Source organism: Pantoea cypripedii, assembly GCF_011395035.1.
Lineage (GTDB): Bacteria > Pseudomonadota > Gammaproteobacteria > Enterobacterales > Enterobacteriaceae > Pantoea > Pantoea cypripedii_A.
This window is the reverse complement of record NZ_CP024768.1, coordinates 125,073-146,561: the sequence shown is the minus strand read 5'-3', so window position 1 is coordinate 146,561 and position 21,489 is coordinate 125,073. Positions and strand designations below refer to the sequence as shown.

The window sequence follows — 21,489 nt, the reverse complement described above, 5'->3', positions numbered from 1 at the left end:
TGCTCATAGGAGATTAGTTCCCCAGTGTGCCTGAGTTACTGGTCACCAAACCACCCACATCCGCCGATTTCGCGGCTTTCTGCTGCTGCTCAGTCACCTGCGTGTTGGTCTTTTGCGGCTGATCTTTGGGCGGGAAATACAGCGGTCCTTTCAGTCCACAGCCCACCAGGCTGACCAGTGCCAGCGCCATACCCAGTTGACTTATCAATTGTCTCATTCTGTCTGCTCTTTCTGTCCTTGCCTGGATGCTTATCATCGCAGTTGACGTTGTAAAAGCAACAGGAAATACCCGCAATCGCGTTACAGGTCTGACACCTGCCACGCGCGGGCGGGCAGGATCAGTGCATTTGGTAGCGTGGCTGGAAATCGCCGTTGTCGTTGTCAGGCTGAGTGGCGCAAAGCTGCGTCAGGGTCTGGCTGCGGAACGGGATCACCTGAAAACGATCGCCGGTATTCACAATTTGATAAAACTGCGGCAGGTTGAAATTGATAAAACTGGAGCCGTAGGTAAAGCGGTCATGCGATGACGAATAAAAACGGCTGACGTCACGCACCAGTTCCTCTTTGCTGCCTTCGCAATGGTGATACACCTCAACGCGATTGCTTTCATCAAGGATATAAATGTTAAAGCCACGGTCATCATTGGTGTCTTCGAAGAAGAACTGGATGATGCCTTCGCTGGCATAGCCATTCACCACGGGCGGCAGCGGCGTCTGGTTCGACTCCACCTTGATAGACAGGCCGTGCAGCTTGTTGTTGGAAATCGCGCCATAGAATTCAACGGCGTTTTCCAGTTTCTGCACCGACACGCTCATGCGTTCGAAGAACAGTCCCCAGGTTTGTCCGGCCATGCGCAACGCTTTGAAGCGGCCTGGCTCCTGACGCGTACTGGAGAGACGCAGTTCAATGCATTCCGATACCAGCTGCTGGACACGGGTACGAATCAGGCCGCGCAGATGCTGGCTGTAGCAGAACACTTCCACCGTATCCGGTGGGGCCGCATCCTGATGCATTTTACCGAGAATGGTTTTCAGGGCTTCGATCATCGCCTGCTCACCGCTGAAATGCAGGGTACGCACCTCGTTCCACGAATTACGGTACAGCAGATCGATGCTGCCAATCAGGCATTGCTGCTGCTGACCGAAACTGAACACATCCAGTTTACGGAAATCAAAATGCACCACCTGATTGCGGAACGCGGAGGTGGGATCATGTTCGAGATTGACGATAATCGCCAGGTGACGAATTTCACACGGACTGTAGAGCGCTTTCGGCGTCGGTGCCGGTACGCGCAGCGGGAAATGATGCGAGACATCATTCACCAGTTCCTGCAAACGCGGCAGATCACAGAATTCGTTGCCTTTGATATGCAGACGCGTTTTGCTGGTCAGCAGGCCGTTGAACCACGCCCACGCCACCAGCTTGTTCAGGTAACGGTTATATTCCAGCGGCTGATGGCTGATGATGGAGCTCATATCTGGCGACTGGTTATATAAGTACCAGCCCGCACGATTGGCGCGCCCCGCCGGGACATGAATAAAGGTCAGATTTTGTTCTGACAGGTCCGGGGAAATCTGCGGGTTAACCAGGGTCACTTTACCCGGCAGCGCTTCAAACGCGGCATACAGTTTACGCGTCAGCACACCGATATCCTGCGGGCTGGCGCTGACGCTTAAATTGTTACGACGAGCAAAACGGATCAGGTTGCGATAGCTTTGCATCATCGCATCCAGCAATTCATTGTGCGCTTCACGCACGCGTTCGATTTTCCACTGCGCGCGGTTATCCAGCACGGCCAGCTTCTCATCATCCCAGTCCCATTCACGCACCAGCTGCGATAAAATTTCACGCCGCCAACCCGAGCGATGATGGTTTTCTTCGCTGGAGAGTTTTTCACAGACTTTCAGGTAGAAGCAGCGACGCACCAGGTCAAGACGTGCCAGATCGTCAATGCTGGTAAGGTAACGCGTCACGCGTTCCAGCATCATGCAGTAGGGATCAAGGCCGAAGCAGACGATTTCGCCATCGTGCAGGCGTTGCTTGATATCCATCGCCAGCAGTTGGGTATCTGGATATTCCCAGCTGTAGGCTTCCAGCAGCAGGGTTTTCAGCACCGCTTTGTAAGGAGAGTCGATGCTTTTATACAGCTGCCACAGGCTGGCACCGAAGTATTCTTCCGCTGACAGCGTGCCGAGACCACCGAGATCGAGCCATTCGTTCGGCGTCAGGACGCCCTGCGCGTAAAGCGACATGACGTAATCATCATAATGGTGCTCCTCTTCGCCGGGCACCATGTTCCACAGAATGCGTTTACCCGCCATACGCACGGCAGTACGGTAAAACTCATCCAGCAGCAAAATATGTTGGGTCGAGCCGCAATCTTCCGCGCCGAGGCTGCCGCTTTCGTTATGACGGAAACGGTTCTCATCAATCAGGAAGAAGCTGACTTCCACCCCCATGGAGACACACCACTTCTGCAACAACGTACATTTACGTTGCAGGTTGAGGCGTTCTTCATTATCCAGCCAGGATTGGTGGCACACCCAGATATCAAGATCGGAAACGCTGTTCTGACCGACTGAAGAGGTGCTGCCCATTGAATAGATGCCGGTGATCGGCATTTCGCCTTTGGCATCAGTGCTGAGATTCAGCGGCTGACGGCCAGCCAGCTCCTGCAACAGCTGCTGCTGGTTTTCATCAGGCGTGTAAAAGCTGATGCCATGTGGAACGTTACCCTCAAGGTAACCCGGCATCAGCGGATGATGATAATGCAGTAATGTTGGCAGCAGACTGTAGACGTGCTGGAAAGCAGGTCCCATCGCAGCCAGCGCGCGGTCAACGCGCAGCTGGTTGATAGCATCCAGTCTCTGTTTCAGTGTCTCAATGTAGAGGTACAAGACGTTTCGCCTGATTGTCCCAGTGTTAAGCACCCTGTTTCCGAAATCTGCCACTTAATAATAAAGATGTCGGGCAAATTATTGCTGGAAACGTGATCAATCTAACACCTGGCAGATTGACCGTAAAGAAAGTTGCGCTACTTAACAGTTTAGCACGTTCCGAACTCTACTCTGTGTTTTCGGACTAAGACCACAGAATGTTTCCCGGACATCACGGTGAAATCTGACAGCATTCCCCCATCGATGATAGGATATTCGGTGAACGATCAAAACGGTTAACAGCATGTTAGACAAAATTTTCAGAATTGCTACAAGACAAAGTCCCCTGGCGCTTTGGCAGGCACAATATGTCCAGCAGCGCCTGATGGCAGCCCACCCGGGCCTGCGCGTGGAACTGGTTCCGATGGTCACCAAAGGTGATGTCATCCTTGATACGCCGCTGGCTAAAGTGGGCGGGAAAGGACTTTTCGTCAAGGAACTGGAACTGGCGATGCTGGAAAACCGCGCCGACCTCGCCGTGCATTCTATGAAGGATGTGCCGGTGGATTTCCCTGAAGGACTCGGCCTGGTCACCATCTGCGAGCGCGAGGATCCGCGCGATGCCTTCGTCTCAAATCATTACGACTCAATCGATGCCCTGCCGCAGGGCGCGGTGGTCGGTACTTCCAGCTTGCGTCGTCAATGCCAGCTCAGCGCTCGCCGTCCCGACCTGGTGATTCGCTCACTGCGCGGCAACGTGGGTACCCGCCTGGGCAAACTGGATGCCGGTGAATATGATGCGATTATCCTCGCCGCGGCCGGACTGAAACGCCTCGGCCTGGAAGAACGCATCCGTCTGGCTTTACCAGCGGAGCTGTCGTTACCCGCCGTAGGCCAGGGCGCGGTCGGCATTGAATGTCGTCTCGACGATGCCGAACTCATCACCCTGCTGCAGGCGCTAAATGACGGCGATACCGCCGTTTGCGTGCGCGCCGAGCGGGCGATGAATACCCGTCTCGAAGGCGGTTGCCAGGTACCGATTGGCAGCTTTGCCGTGCTGGAAGAAGGCGATCAGCTGTGGTTACGCGGTCTGGTCGGCTCGCCCGATGGCAGCCAGATGATCACCGGTGAACGCCGTGGTCCACGCACTCAGGCCGAACAGATGGGCATTTCTCTGGCTGAAGAACTGCTGGAAAATGGCGCGCGCGACATTCTGCGTGAGGTCTATCAGGGACAGCCGCCCGCATGACCATCCTCGTGACCCGTCCCGAGCCTGCTGCCAGCGAACTGGTCGCGCGATTGCGAACCCAGGGGAAACTGGCGTGGAGCCTGCCGCTGATTGAGTTCACGCCGGGTCGCGATGTCGATGATTTGCCACAACAACTTTCTGAGCTGCAACCAGACGACCTGGTGTTTTTGCTGTCACAACAGGTGGTGACCTTTGCTCACCCCGCATTGCAGCGCCAGGGCTTCTCCTGGCCTACTCAGCTCGATTATTACGCTATTGGTCGCAGTACCGCACTGGCGCTGCATACCGTCAGTAATCTGAAAGTAGACTATCCTCATGCGCGGGAAACCAGTGAAGAGCTGGTGCGCCTGAACCGTCTGCAAAAAGTCAGCGGCAAGCGCGCCTTAATTCTGCGCGGCAGTCCAGGCCGCGAGTTGCTGGCGGATACCCTGACGGAACGCGGCGTCGATGTCCGTTATTGTGAATGTTATCAGCGCTGTGAAAAGTATTATGACGGTGCGGTTGAAGGTCGTCGCTGGCGCGATCGCGGGATTACGACGCTGGTAGTGACCAGCGGCGAAATGTTACAACAACTGTTTGGGCTGTTTCCGCCAATCGATCGGCGGGAATGGTTATTACACTGTCGGCTGCTGGTCGTCAGTGAACGTTTGGCTACCCTGGCAGCCAGCATGGGCTGGCAGGACATCGATGTAGCCGATGGTGCCGATAACGATGCGCTGTTGCGTGCGTTACGCTGAACTTAACATTGGGATGAGCCGCAATGACGGAACAAAAAGCCTCCTCCGCCATGGTTGATGAAACTACCCCAGCGGGTAACAACGCTACACCTCCGGCAGGTAAACCGCCTCGCAATAAAAAAAGCGATGGCAAGGTACTGGGTGCGGTAGCGATTGTGATTGCGCTGGCGATTGGCGCGGGACTTTACCTGAATGGGAAACACCAGGCCGACTTACAGGCTCAGACTAACCAGGACCTGAACGAGCAACTGAGTGCTCTGCAACAGCAACTGGGCAGCGATAAACAACAGCTGACGCAGCAACTGGAGAGCGCCAACAGCGCTTTACAGGAGGCGCGTAATCAACAGGATGCCAGCGCGAAGGAGCTTGAAGCGCTGCGTCAAAAAGTCGCCACCATTTCGGGTAACGACACCCGCACCTGGCTGCTGGCACAGGCCGACTATCTGGTCAAACTGGCGGGCCGTAAGCTGTGGAGCGATCAGGATGTCACCACCGCGGCTGCCCTGTTGAAAAGTGCTGACACCAGCCTTGCCGAGATGAACGACCCCAGCGTGATGAATGTGCGTCGCGCCCTGACCCAGGATATCAGTTCCCTGTCGGCGGTCAGTCAGGTCGATTACGACGGCATCATTCTCAAACTGAATCAACTGTCGAACGGTGTCGATAATCTGCGTCTGGCCGATAACGACAGCGATGATTCACCGATGGATGCCGATGGTGGCGAGCTTTCCGGTTCTCTGCATGAGTGGCGACAAAACCTGGCGAAAAGCTGGCACAACTTTATGGATGACTTCATCACCATCCGCCGTCGTGATAACACCGCCCAGCCATTACTGGCACCTAATCAGGATGTGTATCTGCGTGAAAACATCCGTTCACGCCTGCTGATTGCCGCGCAGGCGGTGCCACGCCATCAGGACGAAATTTATAAACAGTCGATTGATGCGGTGTCCACCTGGGTACGCGCCTGGTACGACACCAACGATGCCGCCACCAAAGCCTTCCTTGAGCAACTGGATGAACTGAGCCAGCAGAGCATCTCCATGGATGTGCCCGACACGCTGGAAAGCCAGCCACTGCTGGAAAAACTGATGCAGACCCGCGTGCGTAATTTGCTGGCGCAGCCAGCGGTTGCGGCTGATCAGCAGGGAGGCTAAGCATGCTGAAAGTATTGATCCTTTTTCTGCTGCTGATTGCCGGGGTAGTGCTCGGCCCGATGATCGCCGGCCACCAGGGTTATGTGTTGATTCAGACGGACAACTGGAACATTGAAACCAGCGTCACCGGTCTGTGCATCATCCTGATCCTTAGCCTGCTGGTGATTTTGTTTGTCGAGTGGGTACTGCGCCGTCTGTTCCGCACCGGCGTCCGCACCCGTGGCTGGTTTACCGGTCGTAAGCGCCGCCGTGCGCAGCGTCAGACGCAAACCGCGTTGATGAAGCTGGCGGAAGGTGATTACAAACAGGCTGAGAAGCTGCTGTCGAAAGATGCCGACCACGCCGATCAACCGGTTGCCAACTATCTGCTGGCTGCCGAAGCCGCTCAGCAACGCGGTGATGAAATTCGCGCGAATCAACATCTGGAACGCGCAGCGGAACTGGCGCAGAACGACACCATTCCGGTGGAAATCACCCGCGTTCGTCTGCAACTGGCGCGTAATGAGGACCATGCGGCACGTCATGGCATCGATCGACTGCTGGAAGTGGCCCCGCGTCATCCGGAAGTGTTGCGTCTGGCGGAACAGGCCTATATCCGTACCGGTGCCTGGGGTGCATTGCTGGATATCCTGCCCTCGATGCAGAAAGTACAGATTAATGATGACACGCAGCGCGCAGCGTTGCAGCAGCAGGCCTGGCTGGGTCTGATGAACCAGGCAATGGCCGACCAGGGTAGCGATGGTCTGAAACGCTGGTGGCAAAATCAGAGCCGCAAAACCCGCCAGGAAACTGCGTTGCAGGTCGCCATGGCAGAACATCTGATTGAGTGTGATGACCCGGATACTGCGCAATCCATCGTGCTGGATGGCCTGAAACGTCAATATGACGACCGTCTGGTGCTGCTGATGCCGCGTATCAAAAGCGGCGATCCCCAATCGCTGGAGAAAGCACTGCGCAATCAGATCAAACAACACGGGGCTACACCGCTGCTGCACAGTACGCTGGGCCAGATGCTGATGCGCCACGGTGAGTGGCAGCAGGCGGCAGAAGCCTTCCAGGCGGCACTGGCGCAGCGCCCGGATGCATTTGATTATGCATGGCTGGCCGATGTGTACGATCGCCTGCATCGCCCGGAAGAGGCCGCGAAAATGCGCCGCGAAGGCCTGCTGCTGACGCTGAAGAACAATCCCAGCGCCTGATTTTTTTTATGGTTGTATTTTTGTGCACGCCGGGCTTGCCCGGCTTTTTTTTGCGCCAAATGTGGCAACGCGATTATCGATTTCGGTCGGCATAAATGCCGCCCCAACGATTGTAGGGTGCGAATTTATTCGCACCTGGAGCCGCTCAAGGTGGTAGCAAAAAAAACACCTGCCATGAGCAGGTGTAAGATCAGGTCGGTAAGACAACTGATGGTACCCGACTCAACGTAATGTCCTTCTAACTGCGGTAAGGCTTGCGCGATACTGCCAGGCTGGACAACGGGCACCGTAAGGGGCTCTGCATCATTCCCAGGTTTATGCAGCATCAGCAGACATAAGAGGTGGAATGAGCATCTACAGTGTCATTATTGCATAAGTCGTGCCAGGTTGGCAGGTGATGAATTTATTCGTTTTATATCAATGAATTAAAAATGAAAGGATTTTGGCGCTATCGCATCATGTCGGGAAACCACGACAGGTCGGGATAAAGCTGTCTCTGTCGGACGACAGGCAATGCAAGGATATGTAAAAGCGTTATAAATCAGTAAACTACACGTCGCCATCAGGAGACAACCGGTGAAATCACTGATCTATAGACGAAAAAAAACCTGCTCTTAGCAGGTTGTTTTTCATATTAAGATGGTCGGCGAGAGAGGATTCGAACCTCCGACCCACTGGTCCCAAACCAGTTGCGCTACCAAGCTGCGCTACTCGCCGATTTTTTATCTATCTTAATATTTTGCCTGGTGCGAAGAGAGGGACTTGAACCCTCACGTCCGTAAGAACACTAACACCTGAAGCTAGCGCGTCTACCAATTCCGCCACCTTCGCATGTCCCAGCAAAATCTGGGGTGGCTAATGGGACTCGAACCCACGACAACTGGAATCACAATCCAGGGCTCTACCAACTGAGCTATAGCCACCATAAATCTTTTTACTACTTAACGCGGTATCTAAAACCACCGAAGCTCTTGCGCACAAACTTAATGGCGCGCCCGACAGGATTCGAACCTGAGACCTCTGCCTCCGGAGGGCAGCGCTCTATCCAGCTGAGCTACGGGCGCGTAGCGCCGTTGCGGATGGGCATACTACGGACTTGGTACCAGACTGTCCAGTGCTTTTTTAATAAAAAAACGCGTTTGATTACGCTTTGTGCATTCCGTCGATAAATGCGGCACTGTCCCCTTGCTGCAACCGTGAATTGCCGCATTTATCAGCGATATCAGAGATCGCCGCGCCAGTGATAACCTAAATATTTAAGTAATTTTATCTGCCGACGCCAGCGCGATGGCTGACGAATCAAACGATACAGCCATTCCAGCCCCATTTTTTGCCAATAGCGCGGTGCACGCGCCACCCGACCCGTGAACACATCGTAAGTCCCCCCCACGCCCATATACAGCGCCTCAGGGTAATGGGCACGACAATCGCGCATCAGCAGCTCCTGGCGCGGCGATCCCAACGCAACCGTCACAATCTGTGCTTTGCTGGCTGCCACACGCGTAAACAGCGCCTCGCGTTGTTCCGGGGAGAAATAACCATCCTGGCTGCCAACGATGTTCACATTCCATTGCTGACGCAGCTTATCGCAGGTTTCCTGCAACACCTGCTGATGACCCCCGATCAAAAATACCGGTATGCCGCTGCGTCCGGCTCGCTCCATCAGGGCTTCCCATAAGTCAGCACCGGCAATACGGTTCACCTTGAGTTGCGGGTATTTCTTACGCAGCGAGCGAACGATGCTGATGCCGTCGGCATACTTGAATTCGGCCTGCTCAATCAATTGGCGGACTTCAGCGTCGCTCTCCAGCGTCAGCATTTTCTCTGCATTGATCGCCACCAGCGTACCGCTGCGCGGTTTATCGTCTGGTAGCAAAAAGCGCAGAAAGGAGGCCATATCCCCGAAAGCGCAGAGATCGACACCACGCAGGGGGTAACGCAACGCCTCTTTATTTATCTTATTCAACGTCAAACATCTTCCTGTTGCGCCCCGGTGTTAAGAGGGGCTGGGTAAAACCGGCTCACCACGCTGACGAATCAGTCCGGCACGATCCAGCAGCCAGTAAAGCAGCTTCGCCACCAGCAAACAGGCAGCAAAAATAATGCAGAAAAACACCACGCGCGAGCCAAACGCATCCAGCCCTTCACGTGCCAGTACAATCATGTTGAACACCGCGCCAAAACAGAAGCTTTGCAGAATGGCTCCGCTATAGCGGTTGGTTTCATGACGGCCACGCGCATAAAGGTTATCGAAGCCTTTCATCAGCATACCGACGGCAACGGCACCCAGCGGAATAAACCCGACGCCGCCCATCACCAGCAGCGATCCCAGCAGCGTCGGCGATATCGCCAGGCCGGAATGGTTATTCAGCACTTCCCAGGTAAAGTAGTTAGCGCTGTTCAACACCATCGAAGGACGACCCGGCCACAGCCAGCTGGGAATAAACACATAAAAGTCACGCCACATCGGAGCCAGGCCCTGGAACTCGATCTTGTGATAATGCTGCAATAACAGTGCCAGATTCTCCCACGGCGAGAAGGTATCACGCGTCAGATAGAGAAAAGTGTAAAACGCCTCTTCACCCATAACATCGAGATTGTAACGACGCAGCGCCAGCCAGAACATACCGCCAATCGCCATGACGCCCGCTCCCGCCAGCATCCACAGGGTGATCCAGCCGCGGGTAATCCCAATAAACAGAAACAGCGCAAAGGCGATGATGATGTTGGCGCGCGTACCGCCCACCAGCGCATAGGTCAGCAGACCAAAGGCCACCGAAACCAGCAAAAACAGCAGCCACTGGCGCTGCGTGGGATTGAGGAAATAACGAATCAGCATCGCTGGAATAAAGAAATAAAAGAAGCGCTTGAGCGCCACACCCGATACTTCGCTGGAGAAGATCTGGTTATATGCCGTGAGCCGGAACAGCAGCAGGCCGTTGTGCATAAAGAACACCGTGACCGTGCCAATCGCCACCAGCGCCAGCAGCAGGCAGGTGAGATTGGTTTCCACCCGATTCATCTGTAGCCAGGGCTTAGGCGGCGCAGCCGTCGCCGGGCGTAAGCGTACTTTGTAGCTGACATAATAAATCGCGTAAAAGCTGGTCGCCGCCAGCAACGCCTCTAACAAATACTCTGCCGGAACGACCGCCATATTAAAGCGGAACACCAGAATGCTGGTGAGCGGAAAACCGAAATAGAAGGTCAGTAAAAACAATAAGGTGAAGAACAGGTGGAAATTAAAGCGCACCCGTTTAAATTCCCGCCAGGTAAGGGTCAGAATGAACCCCAGCGAGAACAGATACACCACCAGCAGGCCGCTAAACTGCATGAGGGTCATAATGTCTCCGTTTCACTCAGAGTAAGCGCCTCGCGCCACCCTGCCAGATAGCCGGGGGCAAAGAAGGCGATGGCGGAGGGATCGCATTGCACTAACTGGCGCTGTGCCTCCACGACCCGGGCGCTATCAAGCACATCGTCGCTGAACAATACCGGCACCCCCTGCTCGCTGAGATCGCGCCAGAATGGGTTTTTGCGGTTAAGCACAAACGGAATGCCAGCCTGAATCAACAGACAGATGGTACCAATCCCCTGCTGGCGTTCAAACATAAAATAGCCCAGCTGGCAGCGGCTCAGCAGCGCCAGATACGCATCGAAATCGATCTTATCGCGCAGCAACGTCACCTGCCCCTGCGGGAACAGCTGTGCGGCCGCGGCGGCAATTTCAGCGATATACACTTCGTTATCAGCCGGATAGCCCAGTGGCACCACCACTTTCACCCGTTCGCCAAACTGTGCCCGGATCGCCTGTAAACCGGCAATATGGCGGTTACTGCGATCGCCCGAATTGCCCAACAGGATGGTCATTTCATCTTGTTCAGTTGCAACTGGCACCGCACATTCCGGCATGCGCGTCGGGAAATAAAGTAACGATCCCGCTACGCGCGGATGACGCTGCTGATAATGGTGCAGATCGCCCCGTGTGGCGAACACACGCGCCATGCGCCCCTGTGCGAGGCGGCGCAGCAGATAGAACAGCCGATACTTCAGGCCACTGCCCTCTTCATATAAATCGGCACCCCACACGTGCCAGAACGCCTGCTGCCGCCGTAGCTTACCGCTCAACAGCGCCAGCCAGATAGTCGGGTTGAACTGCCCATGGAAAAAGAAGCGTTGCTGGCGATCGGCGGCGCGCGCGATCACGGCCTGCGCCAGCGCGCGTTTGTTCGGGAAGGTTTCAATCTGCAGTGACTGATACACCTGGAATGCTTCCGGGGTTGGCGTCACCACCATAAACCGACGCGGGGTGTTAACCGGCAGCAGGGGGGTGATCACTTCATCAAAGAAGTGCAGCACCGTGTGATTATGATGAGGGATATCCGATCCCAGCACGTGAGTTAACGTCATTTTTTCCGGCAATAAATCATGAAAGCGCCACAACACAGGGCGAAGTAGCAGATATAGGTCGCCATATAGGCTTGTGCGGCACCCGCTGTGCCATGTAACGGAATCAGCCAGTGGGAAAAGGCCAGCAACAGGATGAACTGACTGACTTCAGTCAAAATATAGAAGCGCAGCGAGGCTTTGGCGATCACCAGGTAGCCAAAAACATAAGCGCCGACTTTAAACACGTCGCCGCACAGCTGCCAGACGAACAGATCGCGCATCGCGGCAAACTTTGTGGAAAACAGCAGCCAGATCGCCGCATCGCGCAGCAGCCAGACACAGAAGCTGGCGATTGCCACGGCAGGCAGAACAAAGCGCAGCGCGCGCAGGATTTCGCGGGCGATCTGCGGCTTATGTTCCAGCCGTGCCAGGGTCGGCAGCAGCCAGACGCTGAACGTGGCGGTGATAAATTGCAGATACGCATCGGAGATACTGGTCACCCCCTGCCACAGCCCCACCTGTGCCCAGCCTTGCTGCTGCGCCAGCAGGTTACGCATCATCACCCAGGCCACCGGTAGCGTCACCGAGGTGATCAGCGCCATCAGGGTATACTTCGCCAGATTACGTGCCAGCTCAGGCTGCCACACCGGTTTTAACCAGCGCAGCGGCAATACCTGATGATGACGGCGCAGCATCACCAGCCCCGGCACCACGATCAGCGCGGGCACCAGCGCCAGGCCGACCAGCGCCCCGGCATAACCGCCAATCCACCAGCACAGCACATAGGCCAGCACGCCAATCAGGCTGCCTGCCATTAACGCCAGCGCATTGCCGCGCGCATCGCGAAAACCTTTCAGCAACGCCAGCGTCAGGTTGGCCCAGGCGATACCGAACTGCAAAAACGCGACGATCCGCACCACGCCCTGATAATGGTCATGGCCGAACAAGGCCCGGCTGATGGGAGCCGCCGCCAGCAGGAACACCAGCGCCAGCACCGTGGAGGAACCCAGCACCAGCGCGGACGCGGTACCGGTGACGGCACGCAATGACTCAGGCTGCTGCTGAAATTGCGCTACATAGGTCGTGACGCCGTTGAAGATGCCCGCCCCTGCCAGCACGCCGAGTACGGTAATCAGCTGACGAAAGTTACCGGCCTGGCCGATACCTTCCGGCCCGAAACTGACAGCCAGCAGTTTAACCACCAGCAAACCGGCCACAATTTTGACCAGCGTGGACGAGGCGGTCCACACCGAGGCTTTAGCCAGCGACATCAGGCAAAGAAGCTCAGCAGAGAATTAATGACCGTGCGCTGATTGTTGTCCGACAAATTGTAGAACAGCGGCAGGCGCAGCACGCGTTCACTCTCAGGCGTGGTGAACACATCATCACCCTGAAAACGCCCAAAGCGCTCACCTGCCGGTGATGAATGCAGCGGGATATAGTGAAACACGGTGAGAATTTCCGCTTCTTTCATCCAGTTGATCAGCGTCTGCCGATCGCTGCTGTCGCGCAGTTTGATGTAAAACATATGCGCGTTGTGACGACAGCTGTCCGGCACCACCGGCAACGCAAGGCGTCCGGTCGCCGCCAGCGGCTGGAGCGCCGCAGAGTAGTTGTTCCACAGGCGTAAACGCTGCTGGTTTATGCGTTCGGCCACTTCCAGTTGCGCCCACAGATAGGCCGCCTGTAAATCCGCCATCAGATAACTGGAGCCGATATCGCGCCAGGTGTATTTATCCACCTGACCACGGAAGAACTGGCTACGGTTAGTGCCTTTTTCGCGGATGATCTCCGCACGTTCGACCAGCTTCGCCTCATTAATCAGCGTCGCTCCGCCTTCACCACCTGCGGTGTAGTTTTTGGTTTCATGGAAGCTGAAGCAGCCGATATGGCCGATAGTCCCCAGCGCGCGCCCCTTGTATTGTGACATCACGCCCTGCGCCGCATCTTCAATCACATACAGCTTATGCTTCGCCGCCAGCGCCATGATGGTGTCCATTTCGCAGGCCACCCCGGCGTAATGCACCGGTACGATTGCGCGGGTTTTGGCGGTGATCGCCGCTTCAATCAGGGTTTCATCAATGTTGAGCGTATCGGGCCGCACATCAACGAAGACGATGGTCGCGCCACGCAGCACAAAGGCATTGGCCGTAGAAACAAAGGTGTAGCTCGGCATAATGACTTCATCACCGGGCTGAATATCAATCAGCAGCGCTGCCATTTCCAGCGAGGCGGTGCAGGAGGGCGTCAACAAAACCTTTTTGCTGCCAAAATGTTGTTCCATCCACTGCTGGCAGCGCCGGGTAAAGCCGCCATCGCCGCACAATTTGCCGCTGGCCATCGCCGACTGCATATATTCAATTTCGCTGCCCACCACCGGGGGGGCATTAAATGGGATCATGTGCGTTCCTGTAAAACCAGTAAGCGGTGCTTTCGAGCCGCGCACCGCTGCGTAAATAGAGGCGCATCGCCGTCAGATTGCTAAGCTGAGTGGCGACGCGCAGGCGATTGAGCTGGCGCACCCGCCCCCAGTCTGCCGCCGCCAGCAGCAGACGCTGACCAATCCCCTTGCCCTGCGCTTCCGGCAACACCGCCAGCAGGCCGATGCGCGCATCATCATTTTGCTCGCGTATCGAGACGAATCCCTGCAACACGCCCTGTTCATCGCTGGCGATCAGGCATTGGTTATCAAAGGTGCCGCGCACCGCGTTTTCAATCCATTGCGCATAGAACCGACTGCTGTCATCCGCCTGAAACCACGGGGCACGAAAACGGCTCAGACGGAACGCCTGCGCGGCGGCAGTGCGCAACTGTGGGATCTGCGTTTCACGCGCGATACGCACGCCGGTTTGCCGTTCGGTGCGTTTGATGTTGATTGCCAGGTCGGCTTCCCCTTCCACCAGCTGAAAACCGTGCTGGCTGATGGCATCAATCACATCGTTACGATCAGCGGCCACCTTGATTTGCCACAGCGCACAGGGCCGTTGCAGCGCCTGCGTCAGCGGTGTATCACCATCGACATCAAGCCGCGCCGTCTGCACGCCGAAGAAGCCACTTTCCCACGGCAGCGGGTTAATACTGACGCTGACGGACATAGCCGGTAACCCGAAATTGTTTCATCGCCAGACTCCTTTGGTATCAACGATCCACGGTTGCGTCACCTGCGCCGCATCAATGGCGCGGAATGCAGCGTGATCGACCAGCATCACCAGGATATCGGCATGTTGCAGTGCCGCTGTCGTGGTCACCAGCGTGGCTTCCCGACCAAGGCGTGCAGGGATCTGATTGATATGTGGTTCCACCACCCAGGTGGCACCGCTGTGCCACTCCGCAATCAGGTGCGCCACCGTCATTGCCGGGCTTTCGCGCAAATCATCAATATTGGGTTTAAACGCCAGCCCAAAGCAGGCGATGGTGATATCACTGGCACGTTTGCCGCTGGCCGTCAGACATTCCGCCAGCTGCTGTTTGACCTGATCCAGCACCCAGCGCGGTTTAGCATCGTTAACTTCCCGCGCGGTACGGATCAGCCGCGCCTGCTGCGGGTTTTGCGCCACGATAAACCAGGGATCGACCGCGATGCAGTGGCCACCGACGCCCGGACCCGGTTGCAGGATATTGACGCGCGGATGGCGATTCGCCAGCGCGATCAGTTCCCAGACGTTAATCCCCTGTTCGGCGCAAATCAGCGACAATTCATTGGCAAACGCAATGTTGACGTCACGGAAGCTATTTTCCGTCAGCTTGCACATCTCGGCGGTACGCGCGTTGGTCTCCACACACTCACCGCGCAGGAAAATACGGTACAGCTCGCTGGCACGCGCTGAACAGGCGGGCGTCATGCCGCCAATCACACGATCGTTCTCAAGCAACTCCACCATCACTTTGCCAGGCAGCACACGCTCCGGGCAGTAAGCGATAGCAACATCCACCGTCTCACCGTGCTGCGGGAAGCGCAGGTCCGGGCGCGCGGCAGCCAGCCATTCAGCCAGCTGCTCCGTGGTGCCGACCGGTGATGTCGATTCGAGGATGACCAGATCCCCGGCTTTTAACACCGACGCAATGGCGTCAGCGGCTGCCTGAACAAAACTGAGATCCGGCTGATGATCGCCGATAAAAGGCGTGGGCACCGCAATCAGAAACGCGTCCGCGGCTTCGGCCTGCATAGTGGCACGCAGATGGCCGCTATTGACCGCATCACGTACCACGTCGCCGAGTTCCGGTTCCACGATGTGAATTTCACCACGATTAATGGTATCGACCGCGCGGGCGTTGATATCGACGCCCACCACGTTTATTCCCCGAGAGGCAAAAACGGCTGCCGTCGGCAGCCCAATGTAGCCCAGTCCAATGACGGAAATGGTTTGAAAACTCATGGTTATGCTCTGTGATTTTTAAGGGCCTGCAAAATGCGCGCGCAGGCCTGGCCATCGCCATAAGGATTGTGCGCATGGCTCATCGCCTGCCAGACATCTTCGTTGTCCAGCAGCTGGCTAACTTCAGCCACAATTTTGTCGACATCCGTGCCAACCAGCCTGACCGTACCCGCAGCCACCGCTTCCGGACGCTCGGTGGTATCACGCATCACCAGCACCGGCTTGCCGAGTGACGGGGCTTCTTCCTGAATCCCACCCGAATCGGTGAGGATCAGCCAGGCCCGGTTCATCAGCCAGACAAAAGGCAGGTACTCCTGCGGCTCAATCAACACGATATTTTCGATGCCGCTCAGGATGCGGTTCACCGGTTCGCTGACATTGGGGTTGAGGTGCACCGGATAAACGATTTGTACCTGCGGATGCTGGCGGGCAATGTGCGCCAGTGCGCTGCATATGCGTTCAAAACCGCCACCAAAGCTTTCACGTCGATGGCCGGTAACCAGCACCAGTTTTTTATTCGGGTCGAGGAACGGATAACGCGCCGCCAGCCGGGCATTGAGGTCGGCATCATCCAGCACGCGATCGCGCACCCACAGCAACGCATCAATCACGGTATTCCCGGTGACGAAAATACGCTGATCCGGCAGGTTTTCATGCAGCAGGTTCTGTCGCGAGTTTTCCGTGGGGGTGAAGTGATAACTCGCCAGATGACCGGTCAGGGTGCGGTTTGCCTCCTCCGGCCACGGTGACATCAGGTTCCCGGTGCGCAGACCGGCTTCCACATGCCCCACCGGAATTTGGTGATAGAACGCCGCCAGGCTGGCGGCCAGCGTGGTGGTGGTGTCGCCATGCACCAGCACCACATCGGGCCTGAAATCGGCCAGTACGGTTTTCATGCCCTGCAAAATGCGGCAGGTGATCTCCGTCAGGCCCTGCTCCGGGCGCATGATATTGAGATCGTAATCGGGTTGCAGGTTGAACAGACGCAGCACCTGATCGAGCATTTCACGATGCTGTGCCGTGACGCACAGACGGGACTCAAACGCAGCATCCTGCGCCAGCGCCTGCACCAGGGGTGCCATTTTGATCGCCTCAGGACGAGTGCCAAATACGGTCAGAACTTTCACGCGGCTTCTCTTAATGACTCGTTGGTAACATCGGGCGCGGACGGCGCACCAATGCCACCCCCGCACCCACCAGCGCGCCGATGACGCCCCACATGATCATCATAAACACCCGACGTGGACTATTGCGTTTCACCGGTTCTTCCGGTGTGCGCAGGTAACGATAAGTCTGAAACTGTTTATCCAGTCGGGGTCCGGCCTGCAACGTCGCCAGCATCACTCTGTTTTGATCATAGCTTAAATCGTAGGCGGGTCCGCTTGCCTGCAGGGTATCAAGCTGAGCCTGCAACATTTGCTGCCCCAGCAGGAAGCGATCGCTATCCGGCAAGCTCTCGCTCGTGGTGGTCGTGCGGTTTTCTTTAATGCCCTGCTGGCTGGCGACTTTCAGCGCCTGTTCGATACGCTGACGCTGGCGTTCAAATACCGCCTGCGCCACATCTTCCTGCCGTTTCACCTGCGCCTTTAACTGTTCGCTACGCGCCTGCCACGCCCCCTGCAATTCATCATCAAGATGGCGGGCCGCCCGTTCGCTGGCATAAGCAATGTACTGACGCAGCAGGTTATTGGCATCGCTGGCACTTTCGGCATTCAGTTTGATGTTATCCAGGGTGTTATGCGCCGGATCAGCCGGCGTGAACTGGATATTGGTGATCATATCGTCGAGCAACGCCGCATCGTTGCGGGTATTGCCGGTTTTACGGCTTTTATAGTAGTCAGTCTGTAACCAGAACTCCCGGCGCGTATCCCATGAGGCCAGTTGCATGGTGAACTCCTGATACACTTCATCCATCACCGTGGGCGCAGGTGTGCTCAGGTTCAGCGTGTTGTTACGCGCATCAAGGTTATTGATAAACTGCTGCTGGACAAAATAATCGCCCAGCATGTTGACCGTGGGCCGATCGGTAATCGCCGTGGTGCTCCATACCTGTTTCATCAGCATGGAAGCCAGCCATGCCAGCAGTGCAAACAGCAGCGCCAGACCGACAATCCAGCGTTTGCCGCGCCAGAGTGCACAGCACAGGCCGCGAATATCCAGTTCGTTCTCCACAACGACAGAGGTCATAACAAGGAATCCTTATTCGGGTACTTAATAATTATTTTTTCACTTCGCTCGTGCTTTGCCAGCGGCGTTTGATACGGCGAACTTTGCGCGCAACGCGCCAGGCGTGTTTCAGGCAATAGCCGTAGAAACAAAACGCCACCAGAAACAGCAGCAACATCACCCACTCCGGGATGAAAGCCAGATACTCACCCAATACCCCGATACCCGCGAGGATCGCCGCCGCCGTGGTAATCAACAGAAATGCCTGCCGTGAGGTAAAGCCCGCACGCATGATCAGATGATGGATGTGCTGGCGGTCGGCAGAAAACGGACTCATCCCCTTACGCAGACGGCGATACATGATGGCAACCATATCCATCAGCGGGATGGCAATCAGCCATAGCGCCGTCACGGGCGTAATCGGGTGGCTCAGACCCTGAGTGGTTTCCAGTAAGATCCAGATAATGGTGAAACCGATCATGGTGCTACCGGCATCTCCCATAAACACTTTGTAACGCCGTCCGAGGAAACCCAGGTTGAGCAGAATATAGGGGATGGTGGCGGCAATCATGGCAAAGCACCACATCGCCAGACTGGTTTGGCCATCAAAATAAAGAATGATCCCCATCGCACCAAAGGTGACGCAGGATAAGCCTCCCAGCAGGCCATCAATACCATCGACCATATTGAAGGCGTTGATCGCTGCCCAGACGGCAAACAGCGTCAGCACGTAGCCAAACGGGCCAACAATCAATTCGAACGGGCCAACGATAAAGCCGAGACTAAGCAGATAGAGCTTGGCACCCGCCATCATCACGACGGCAACGGCGGCCTGTACCGCAGCACGAATCTTCACGCTGATGTCGAAGCGGTCATCCAGCGCGCCGACAAACACCAGCACGCCGGCGCAGCTGAGATACAGCAAAGCATGGGGAAGATAGTAGTTGGAAATGATAAAAGCGAAGCAGATCCCCGCGTAGACGGAGATGCCCCCGACAAGCGGAATAGCGCCATGGTGACGTTTTCTGGAGTTGGGTGTGTCAACCAGCCCGATCTTTTTAGCCGCTTTACGAGCAAAAAACAGGAACGCTAAGGAAAACAGAAAAACTATACCAAGTTCAGTACTCATAGTGAGTAAATTCACATTAACGCTCTCAGCTAAAATCGTGGACAACAATAAGCGAATTTTCCGCCTTTGCCGTTCATCCCGAGTCCTAATTCCGCCTCAGAAGTGTGCGTTTGATTAAAAAATAATCACTTCTGCCACAGTCATTATAAATACTCCCGACAGGCCTAATCCTAATGCCCGCAAATGAAAAACGCCACGTTAAGACGTGGCGTTAGTGATAAATCCTGGCAATTTGTGCGGAAAGAACGGCTGAGACGCCTTCCGCACCCGACGCGTCAGGAACGCTTCATCATATCGAAGAATTCGTCGTTGGTTTTGGTCATCGCCAGTTTGTTGATGAGGAACTCCATCGCATCGATCTCACCCATCGGATGGATGATTTTACGCAGGATCCACATCTTCTGCAGTTCTTCAGAGGAAGTCAGCAGCTCTTCTTTACGCGTACCGGAGCGGTTGTAGTCAATCGCCGGGAACACACGTTTTTCCGCAATTTTACGGGAAAGGTGCAGTTCCATGTTGCCAGTACCTTTAAATTCTTCGTAGATGACTTCGTCCATCTTCGAACCGGTATCAACCAGCGCAGTCGCGATGATGGTCAGGCTGCCGCCCTCTTCCACGTTACGTGCCGCACCGAAGAAACGCTTCGGACGATGCAGGGCGTTAGCGTCCACACCACCGGTCAACACTTTACCGGAAGCCGGAACAACGGTGTTGTAAGCACGCGCCAGACGGGTGATCGAGTCGAGCAGGATGATCACGTCTTTTTTGTGCTCAACCAGGCGCTTGGCCTTCTCGATCACCATTTCCGCAACCTGCACGTGACGGGAAGCCGGTTCGTCGAAGGTCGATGCGATAACTTCGCCTTTCACCAGGCGCTGCATCTCGGTCACTTCTTCCGGACGTTCGTCAATCAGCAGCACCATCAGCACGCAATCCGGGTGATTGTAGGCGATGCTCTGTGCGATGTTCTGCAGCAGCATGGTTTTACCGGCTTTCGGCGGTGCGACAATCAGACCACGCTGGCCACGGCCAATCGGTGAAGCCAGATCCAGCACACGTGCGGTCAGGTCTTCAGTTGAGCCATTACCCCGCTCCATACGCAGACGGCTGTTGGCGTGCAGCGGCGTGAGGTTTTCGAACAGAATCTTACTACGGGCGTTTTCCGGCTTATCGTAGTTAACTTCATTAACCTTCAGCAGGGCAAAATAACGCTCACCTTCTTTCGGCGGACGGATTTTACCGGAGATGGTGTCACCTGTGCGGAGGTTGAAGCGGCGGATTTGGCTGGGAGAAACGTAGATATCGTCGGGACCGGCGAGGTAGGAGCTGTCTGCAGAGCGGAGGAAACCAAATCCATCCTGCAGTATCTCCAGCACACCATCACCGAAGATGTCTTCGCCACTCTTGGCGTGCTGCTTCAGAATGGCGAAAATAATATCCTGCTTGCGCATACGCGCCAGGTTTTCCAGCCCCATATTTTCGCCGAGAGTAATCAGCTCAGAAACCGGCGTATTCTTTAATTCGGTAAGATTCATATGATGGGTTCTTAAACTCGGGGTAATTCTCGAAATGTTTGTCGTGAATGGTATGGCGAATATTCCATGCCTGTTTAATGGCTCTTTCTCGACTCTGCTCGACGGATATCGTCAGGGATGGCGATAAGGGAGCGAGGAGACGGTCGATAATGTTGCCAGGGGTACTAGCCGTCAGATTGCCAAACCACGAAAACGTTCAATGCGAATAGGGTCTGACAAAGGAAATCTTTAGATGCAAACTACAAGGTAAGTGCGTAATGCAGTATTGACAACTTATCACGCAAAAACGGAGACGTCCAGCAGTGGAGAAAAAATTCACCACTGCGGACGAAACACCGCGCTGGGGTTAGCCCAGGTTAGCGTTCAGGAACTCTTTCAGCTGGCCTTTTGACAGTGCGCCAACTTTGGTAGCCGCCACCTCGCCGTTCTTAAACAGCAGCAGGGTCGGAATGCCGCGAATGCCATACTTCGGCGCGGTGCCCGGGTTGTCGTCAATGTTCAACTTGGCGATGGTGAGCTTACCGTCGTACTCTTCTGCGACTTCATCAAGAATCGGTGCGATCATTTTGCAAGGACCACACCATTCAGCCCAGAAATCTACCAGTGTCACACCTTCTGCTTTCAGCACGTCAGTGTCGAAACTGTCATCGGTCAGGTGAACGATTTTATCGCTGCTCAT

Annotated in this window: 18 protein-coding genes and 4 tRNA genes; 4 read left to right on the top strand and 18 right to left on the bottom strand. The window is 55.6% G+C overall.

The annotated features are described in order from the left end of the window. Positions 1–13: 13 nt before the first annotated feature. Together lptM and CUN67_RS00655 are read right to left on the bottom strand one after the other, a co-directional pair. Positions 14–217, bottom strand: a complete 204-nt coding sequence (lptM, locus tag CUN67_RS00660; RefSeq protein ID WP_208713579.1) for an LPS translocon maturation chaperone LptM — start codon at positions 215–217, stop codon at positions 14–16. 121 nt (positions 218–338) lie between these two features. Then, on the bottom strand, positions 339–2,897 hold the full coding sequence (locus CUN67_RS00655) for a class I adenylate cyclase (RefSeq protein ID WP_208713578.1): 2,559 nt from the start codon (positions 2,895–2,897) through the stop codon (positions 339–341). A gap of 283 nt (positions 2,898–3,180) precedes the next feature. On the opposite strand from CUN67_RS00655, the gene hemC reads away from it, so the two are divergent. From hemC to hemY, 4 genes are read left to right on the top strand one after another with little or no spacing between them, the layout of a single operon-like run. Next, entirely contained in the window at positions 3,181–4,125 is a 945-nt protein-coding gene (hemC, locus tag CUN67_RS00650; protein WP_208713577.1) for a hydroxymethylbilane synthase, read from the top strand. Then, on the top strand, positions 4,122–4,862 hold the full coding sequence (gene hemD / locus CUN67_RS00645; protein ID WP_208713576.1) for a uroporphyrinogen-III synthase: 741 nt from the start codon (positions 4,122–4,124) through the stop codon (positions 4,860–4,862). Before hemC ends, hemD begins: the two co-directional genes overlap by 4 nt. A gap of 23 nt (positions 4,863–4,885) precedes the next feature. Next, positions 4,886–6,019, top strand: a complete 1,134-nt coding sequence (gene hemX, locus CUN67_RS00640) for a uroporphyrinogen-III C-methyltransferase (protein ID WP_208713575.1) — start codon at positions 4,886–4,888, stop codon at positions 6,017–6,019. Between the two features lie 2 nt (positions 6,020–6,021). Then, the gene (hemY, locus tag CUN67_RS00635; protein ID WP_208713574.1) at positions 6,022–7,218 is read left to right on the top strand and encodes a protoheme IX biogenesis protein HemY; all 1,197 of its coding nucleotides are present in this window, start codon (positions 6,022–6,024) and stop codon (positions 7,216–7,218) included. A 640-nt stretch (positions 7,219–7,858) separates the two neighbouring features. Here hemY and CUN67_RS00630 read toward each other — a convergent pair. The 16 genes from CUN67_RS00630 to trxA all read right to left on the bottom strand — a co-directional run bounded on the left by CUN67_RS00630 (position 7,859) and on the right by trxA (position 21,489). Further along, positions 7,859–7,935 (bottom strand) — tRNA-Pro (locus CUN67_RS00630). A 27-nt stretch (positions 7,936–7,962) separates the two neighbouring features. Then, positions 7,963–8,049, bottom strand: a tRNA-Leu gene (locus tag CUN67_RS00625). A 16-nt stretch (positions 8,050–8,065) separates the two neighbouring features. Continuing rightward, positions 8,066–8,141 (bottom strand) — tRNA-His (locus CUN67_RS00620). A gap of 64 nt (positions 8,142–8,205) precedes the next feature. Then, positions 8,206–8,282, bottom strand: a tRNA-Arg gene (locus CUN67_RS00615). Positions 8,283–8,440: 158 nt separating this feature from the next. Next, positions 8,441–9,190: a lipopolysaccharide N-acetylmannosaminouronosyltransferase gene (wecG, locus tag CUN67_RS00610; protein ID WP_439332268.1), complete on the bottom strand. Its 750-nt coding sequence runs from the start codon at positions 9,188–9,190 to the stop codon at positions 8,441–8,443. 24 nt (positions 9,191–9,214) lie between these two features. Continuing rightward, entirely contained in the window at positions 9,215–10,558 is a 1,344-nt protein-coding gene (gene wzyE, locus CUN67_RS00605) for an ECA oligosaccharide polymerase (RefSeq protein ID WP_208713572.1), read from the bottom strand. Next, on the bottom strand, positions 10,555–11,625 hold the full coding sequence (locus CUN67_RS00600) for a TDP-N-acetylfucosamine:lipid II N-acetylfucosaminyltransferase (RefSeq protein WP_208713571.1): 1,071 nt from the start codon (positions 11,623–11,625) through the stop codon (positions 10,555–10,557). The genes wzyE and CUN67_RS00600 overlap by 4 nt, the downstream gene beginning before the upstream one ends. Beyond that, positions 11,622–12,875 (bottom strand): lipid III flippase WzxE, encoded by a 1,254-nt coding sequence (gene wzxE, locus CUN67_RS00595; RefSeq protein ID WP_208713570.1) that lies wholly within the window; start codon positions 12,873–12,875, stop codon positions 11,622–11,624. Before wzxE ends, CUN67_RS00600 begins: the two co-directional genes overlap by 4 nt. Next, positions 12,875–14,005, bottom strand: a complete 1,131-nt coding sequence (gene rffA, locus CUN67_RS00590) for a dTDP-4-amino-4,6-dideoxygalactose transaminase (RefSeq protein WP_208713569.1) — start codon at positions 14,003–14,005, stop codon at positions 12,875–12,877. Before rffA ends, wzxE begins: the two co-directional genes overlap by 1 nt. Continuing rightward, a complete protein-coding gene (gene rffC, locus CUN67_RS00585) occupies positions 13,992–14,699 on the bottom strand; it encodes a dTDP-4-amino-4,6-dideoxy-D-galactose acyltransferase (protein WP_208713568.1) in 708 nt (235 codons plus the stop codon). The genes rffA and rffC overlap by 14 nt, the downstream gene beginning before the upstream one ends. 21 nt (positions 14,700–14,720) lie before the next feature. Continuing rightward, positions 14,721–15,980: a UDP-N-acetyl-D-mannosamine dehydrogenase gene (gene wecC / locus CUN67_RS00580; RefSeq protein ID WP_208713567.1), complete on the bottom strand. Its 1,260-nt coding sequence runs from the start codon at positions 15,978–15,980 to the stop codon at positions 14,721–14,723. Positions 15,981–15,982: 2 nt separating this feature from the next. Further along, positions 15,983–17,107: a non-hydrolyzing UDP-N-acetylglucosamine 2-epimerase gene (gene wecB / locus CUN67_RS00575; protein ID WP_208713566.1), complete on the bottom strand. Its 1,125-nt coding sequence runs from the start codon at positions 17,105–17,107 to the stop codon at positions 15,983–15,985. 10 nt (positions 17,108–17,117) lie between these two features. Then, complete coding sequence (gene wzzE, locus CUN67_RS00570) at positions 17,118–18,167, bottom strand: ECA polysaccharide chain length modulation protein (RefSeq protein WP_208713565.1); 1,050 nt, start codon at positions 18,165–18,167, stop codon at positions 17,118–17,120. A 31-nt stretch (positions 18,168–18,198) separates the two neighbouring features. Beyond that, positions 18,199–19,275 (bottom strand): UDP-N-acetylglucosamine--undecaprenyl-phosphate N-acetylglucosaminephosphotransferase, encoded by a 1,077-nt coding sequence (wecA, locus tag CUN67_RS00565; protein ID WP_208713564.1) that lies wholly within the window; start codon positions 19,273–19,275, stop codon positions 18,199–18,201. Between the two features lie 275 nt (positions 19,276–19,550). Further along, a complete protein-coding gene (rho, locus tag CUN67_RS00560) occupies positions 19,551–20,810 on the bottom strand; it encodes a transcription termination factor Rho (RefSeq protein WP_013507337.1) in 1,260 nt (419 codons plus the stop codon). A gap of 346 nt (positions 20,811–21,156) precedes the next feature. Next, positions 21,157–21,489, bottom strand: coding sequence for a thioredoxin TrxA (gene trxA / locus CUN67_RS00555; RefSeq protein ID WP_013507336.1), 333 nt, complete (start codon positions 21,487–21,489; stop codon positions 21,157–21,159).

Coding starts and splice junctions, on each gene's coding strand:
- hemD (WP_208713576.1), top strand. CDS start 4,122: ATGACCATCCTCGTGACCCGTCCCGAGCCTGCTGCCAGCGAACTGGTC.
- hemY (WP_208713574.1), top strand. CDS start 6,022: ATGCTGAAAGTATTGATCCTTTTTCTGCTGCTGATTGCCGGGGTAGTG.
- wzxE (WP_208713570.1), bottom strand. CDS start 12,875: ATGTCGCTGGCTAAAGCCTCGGTGTGGACCGCCTCGTCCACGCTGGTC.
- rho (WP_013507337.1), bottom strand. CDS start 20,810: ATGAATCTTACCGAATTAAAGAATACGCCGGTTTCTGAGCTGATTACT.
- hemC (WP_208713577.1), top strand. CDS start 3,181: ATGTTAGACAAAATTTTCAGAATTGCTACAAGACAAAGTCCCCTGGCG.
- rffC (WP_208713568.1), bottom strand. CDS start 14,699: ATGTCCGTCAGCGTCAGTATTAACCCGCTGCCGTGGGAAAGTGGCTTC.
- wzyE (WP_208713572.1), bottom strand. CDS start 10,558: ATGACCCTCATGCAGTTTAGCGGCCTGCTGGTGGTGTATCTGTTCTCG.
- CUN67_RS00600 (WP_208713571.1), bottom strand. CDS start 11,625: ATGACGTTAACTCACGTGCTGGGATCGGATATCCCTCATCATAATCAC.
- lptM (WP_208713579.1), bottom strand. CDS start 217: ATGAGACAATTGATAAGTCAACTGGGTATGGCGCTGGCACTGGTCAGC.
- wzzE (WP_208713565.1), bottom strand. CDS start 18,167: ATGACCTCTGTCGTTGTGGAGAACGAACTGGATATTCGCGGCCTGTGC.
- wecC (WP_208713567.1), bottom strand. CDS start 15,980: ATGAGTTTTCAAACCATTTCCGTCATTGGACTGGGCTACATTGGGCTG.
- trxA (WP_013507336.1), bottom strand. CDS start 21,489: ATGAGCAGCGATAAAATCGTTCACCTGACCGATGACAGTTTCGACACT.
- hemX (WP_208713575.1), top strand. CDS start 4,886: ATGACGGAACAAAAAGCCTCCTCCGCCATGGTTGATGAAACTACCCCA.
- rffA (WP_208713569.1), bottom strand. CDS start 14,005: ATGATCCCATTTAATGCCCCCCCGGTGGTGGGCAGCGAAATTGAATAT.
- wecA (WP_208713564.1), bottom strand. CDS start 19,275: ATGAGTACTGAACTTGGTATAGTTTTTCTGTTTTCCTTAGCGTTCCTG.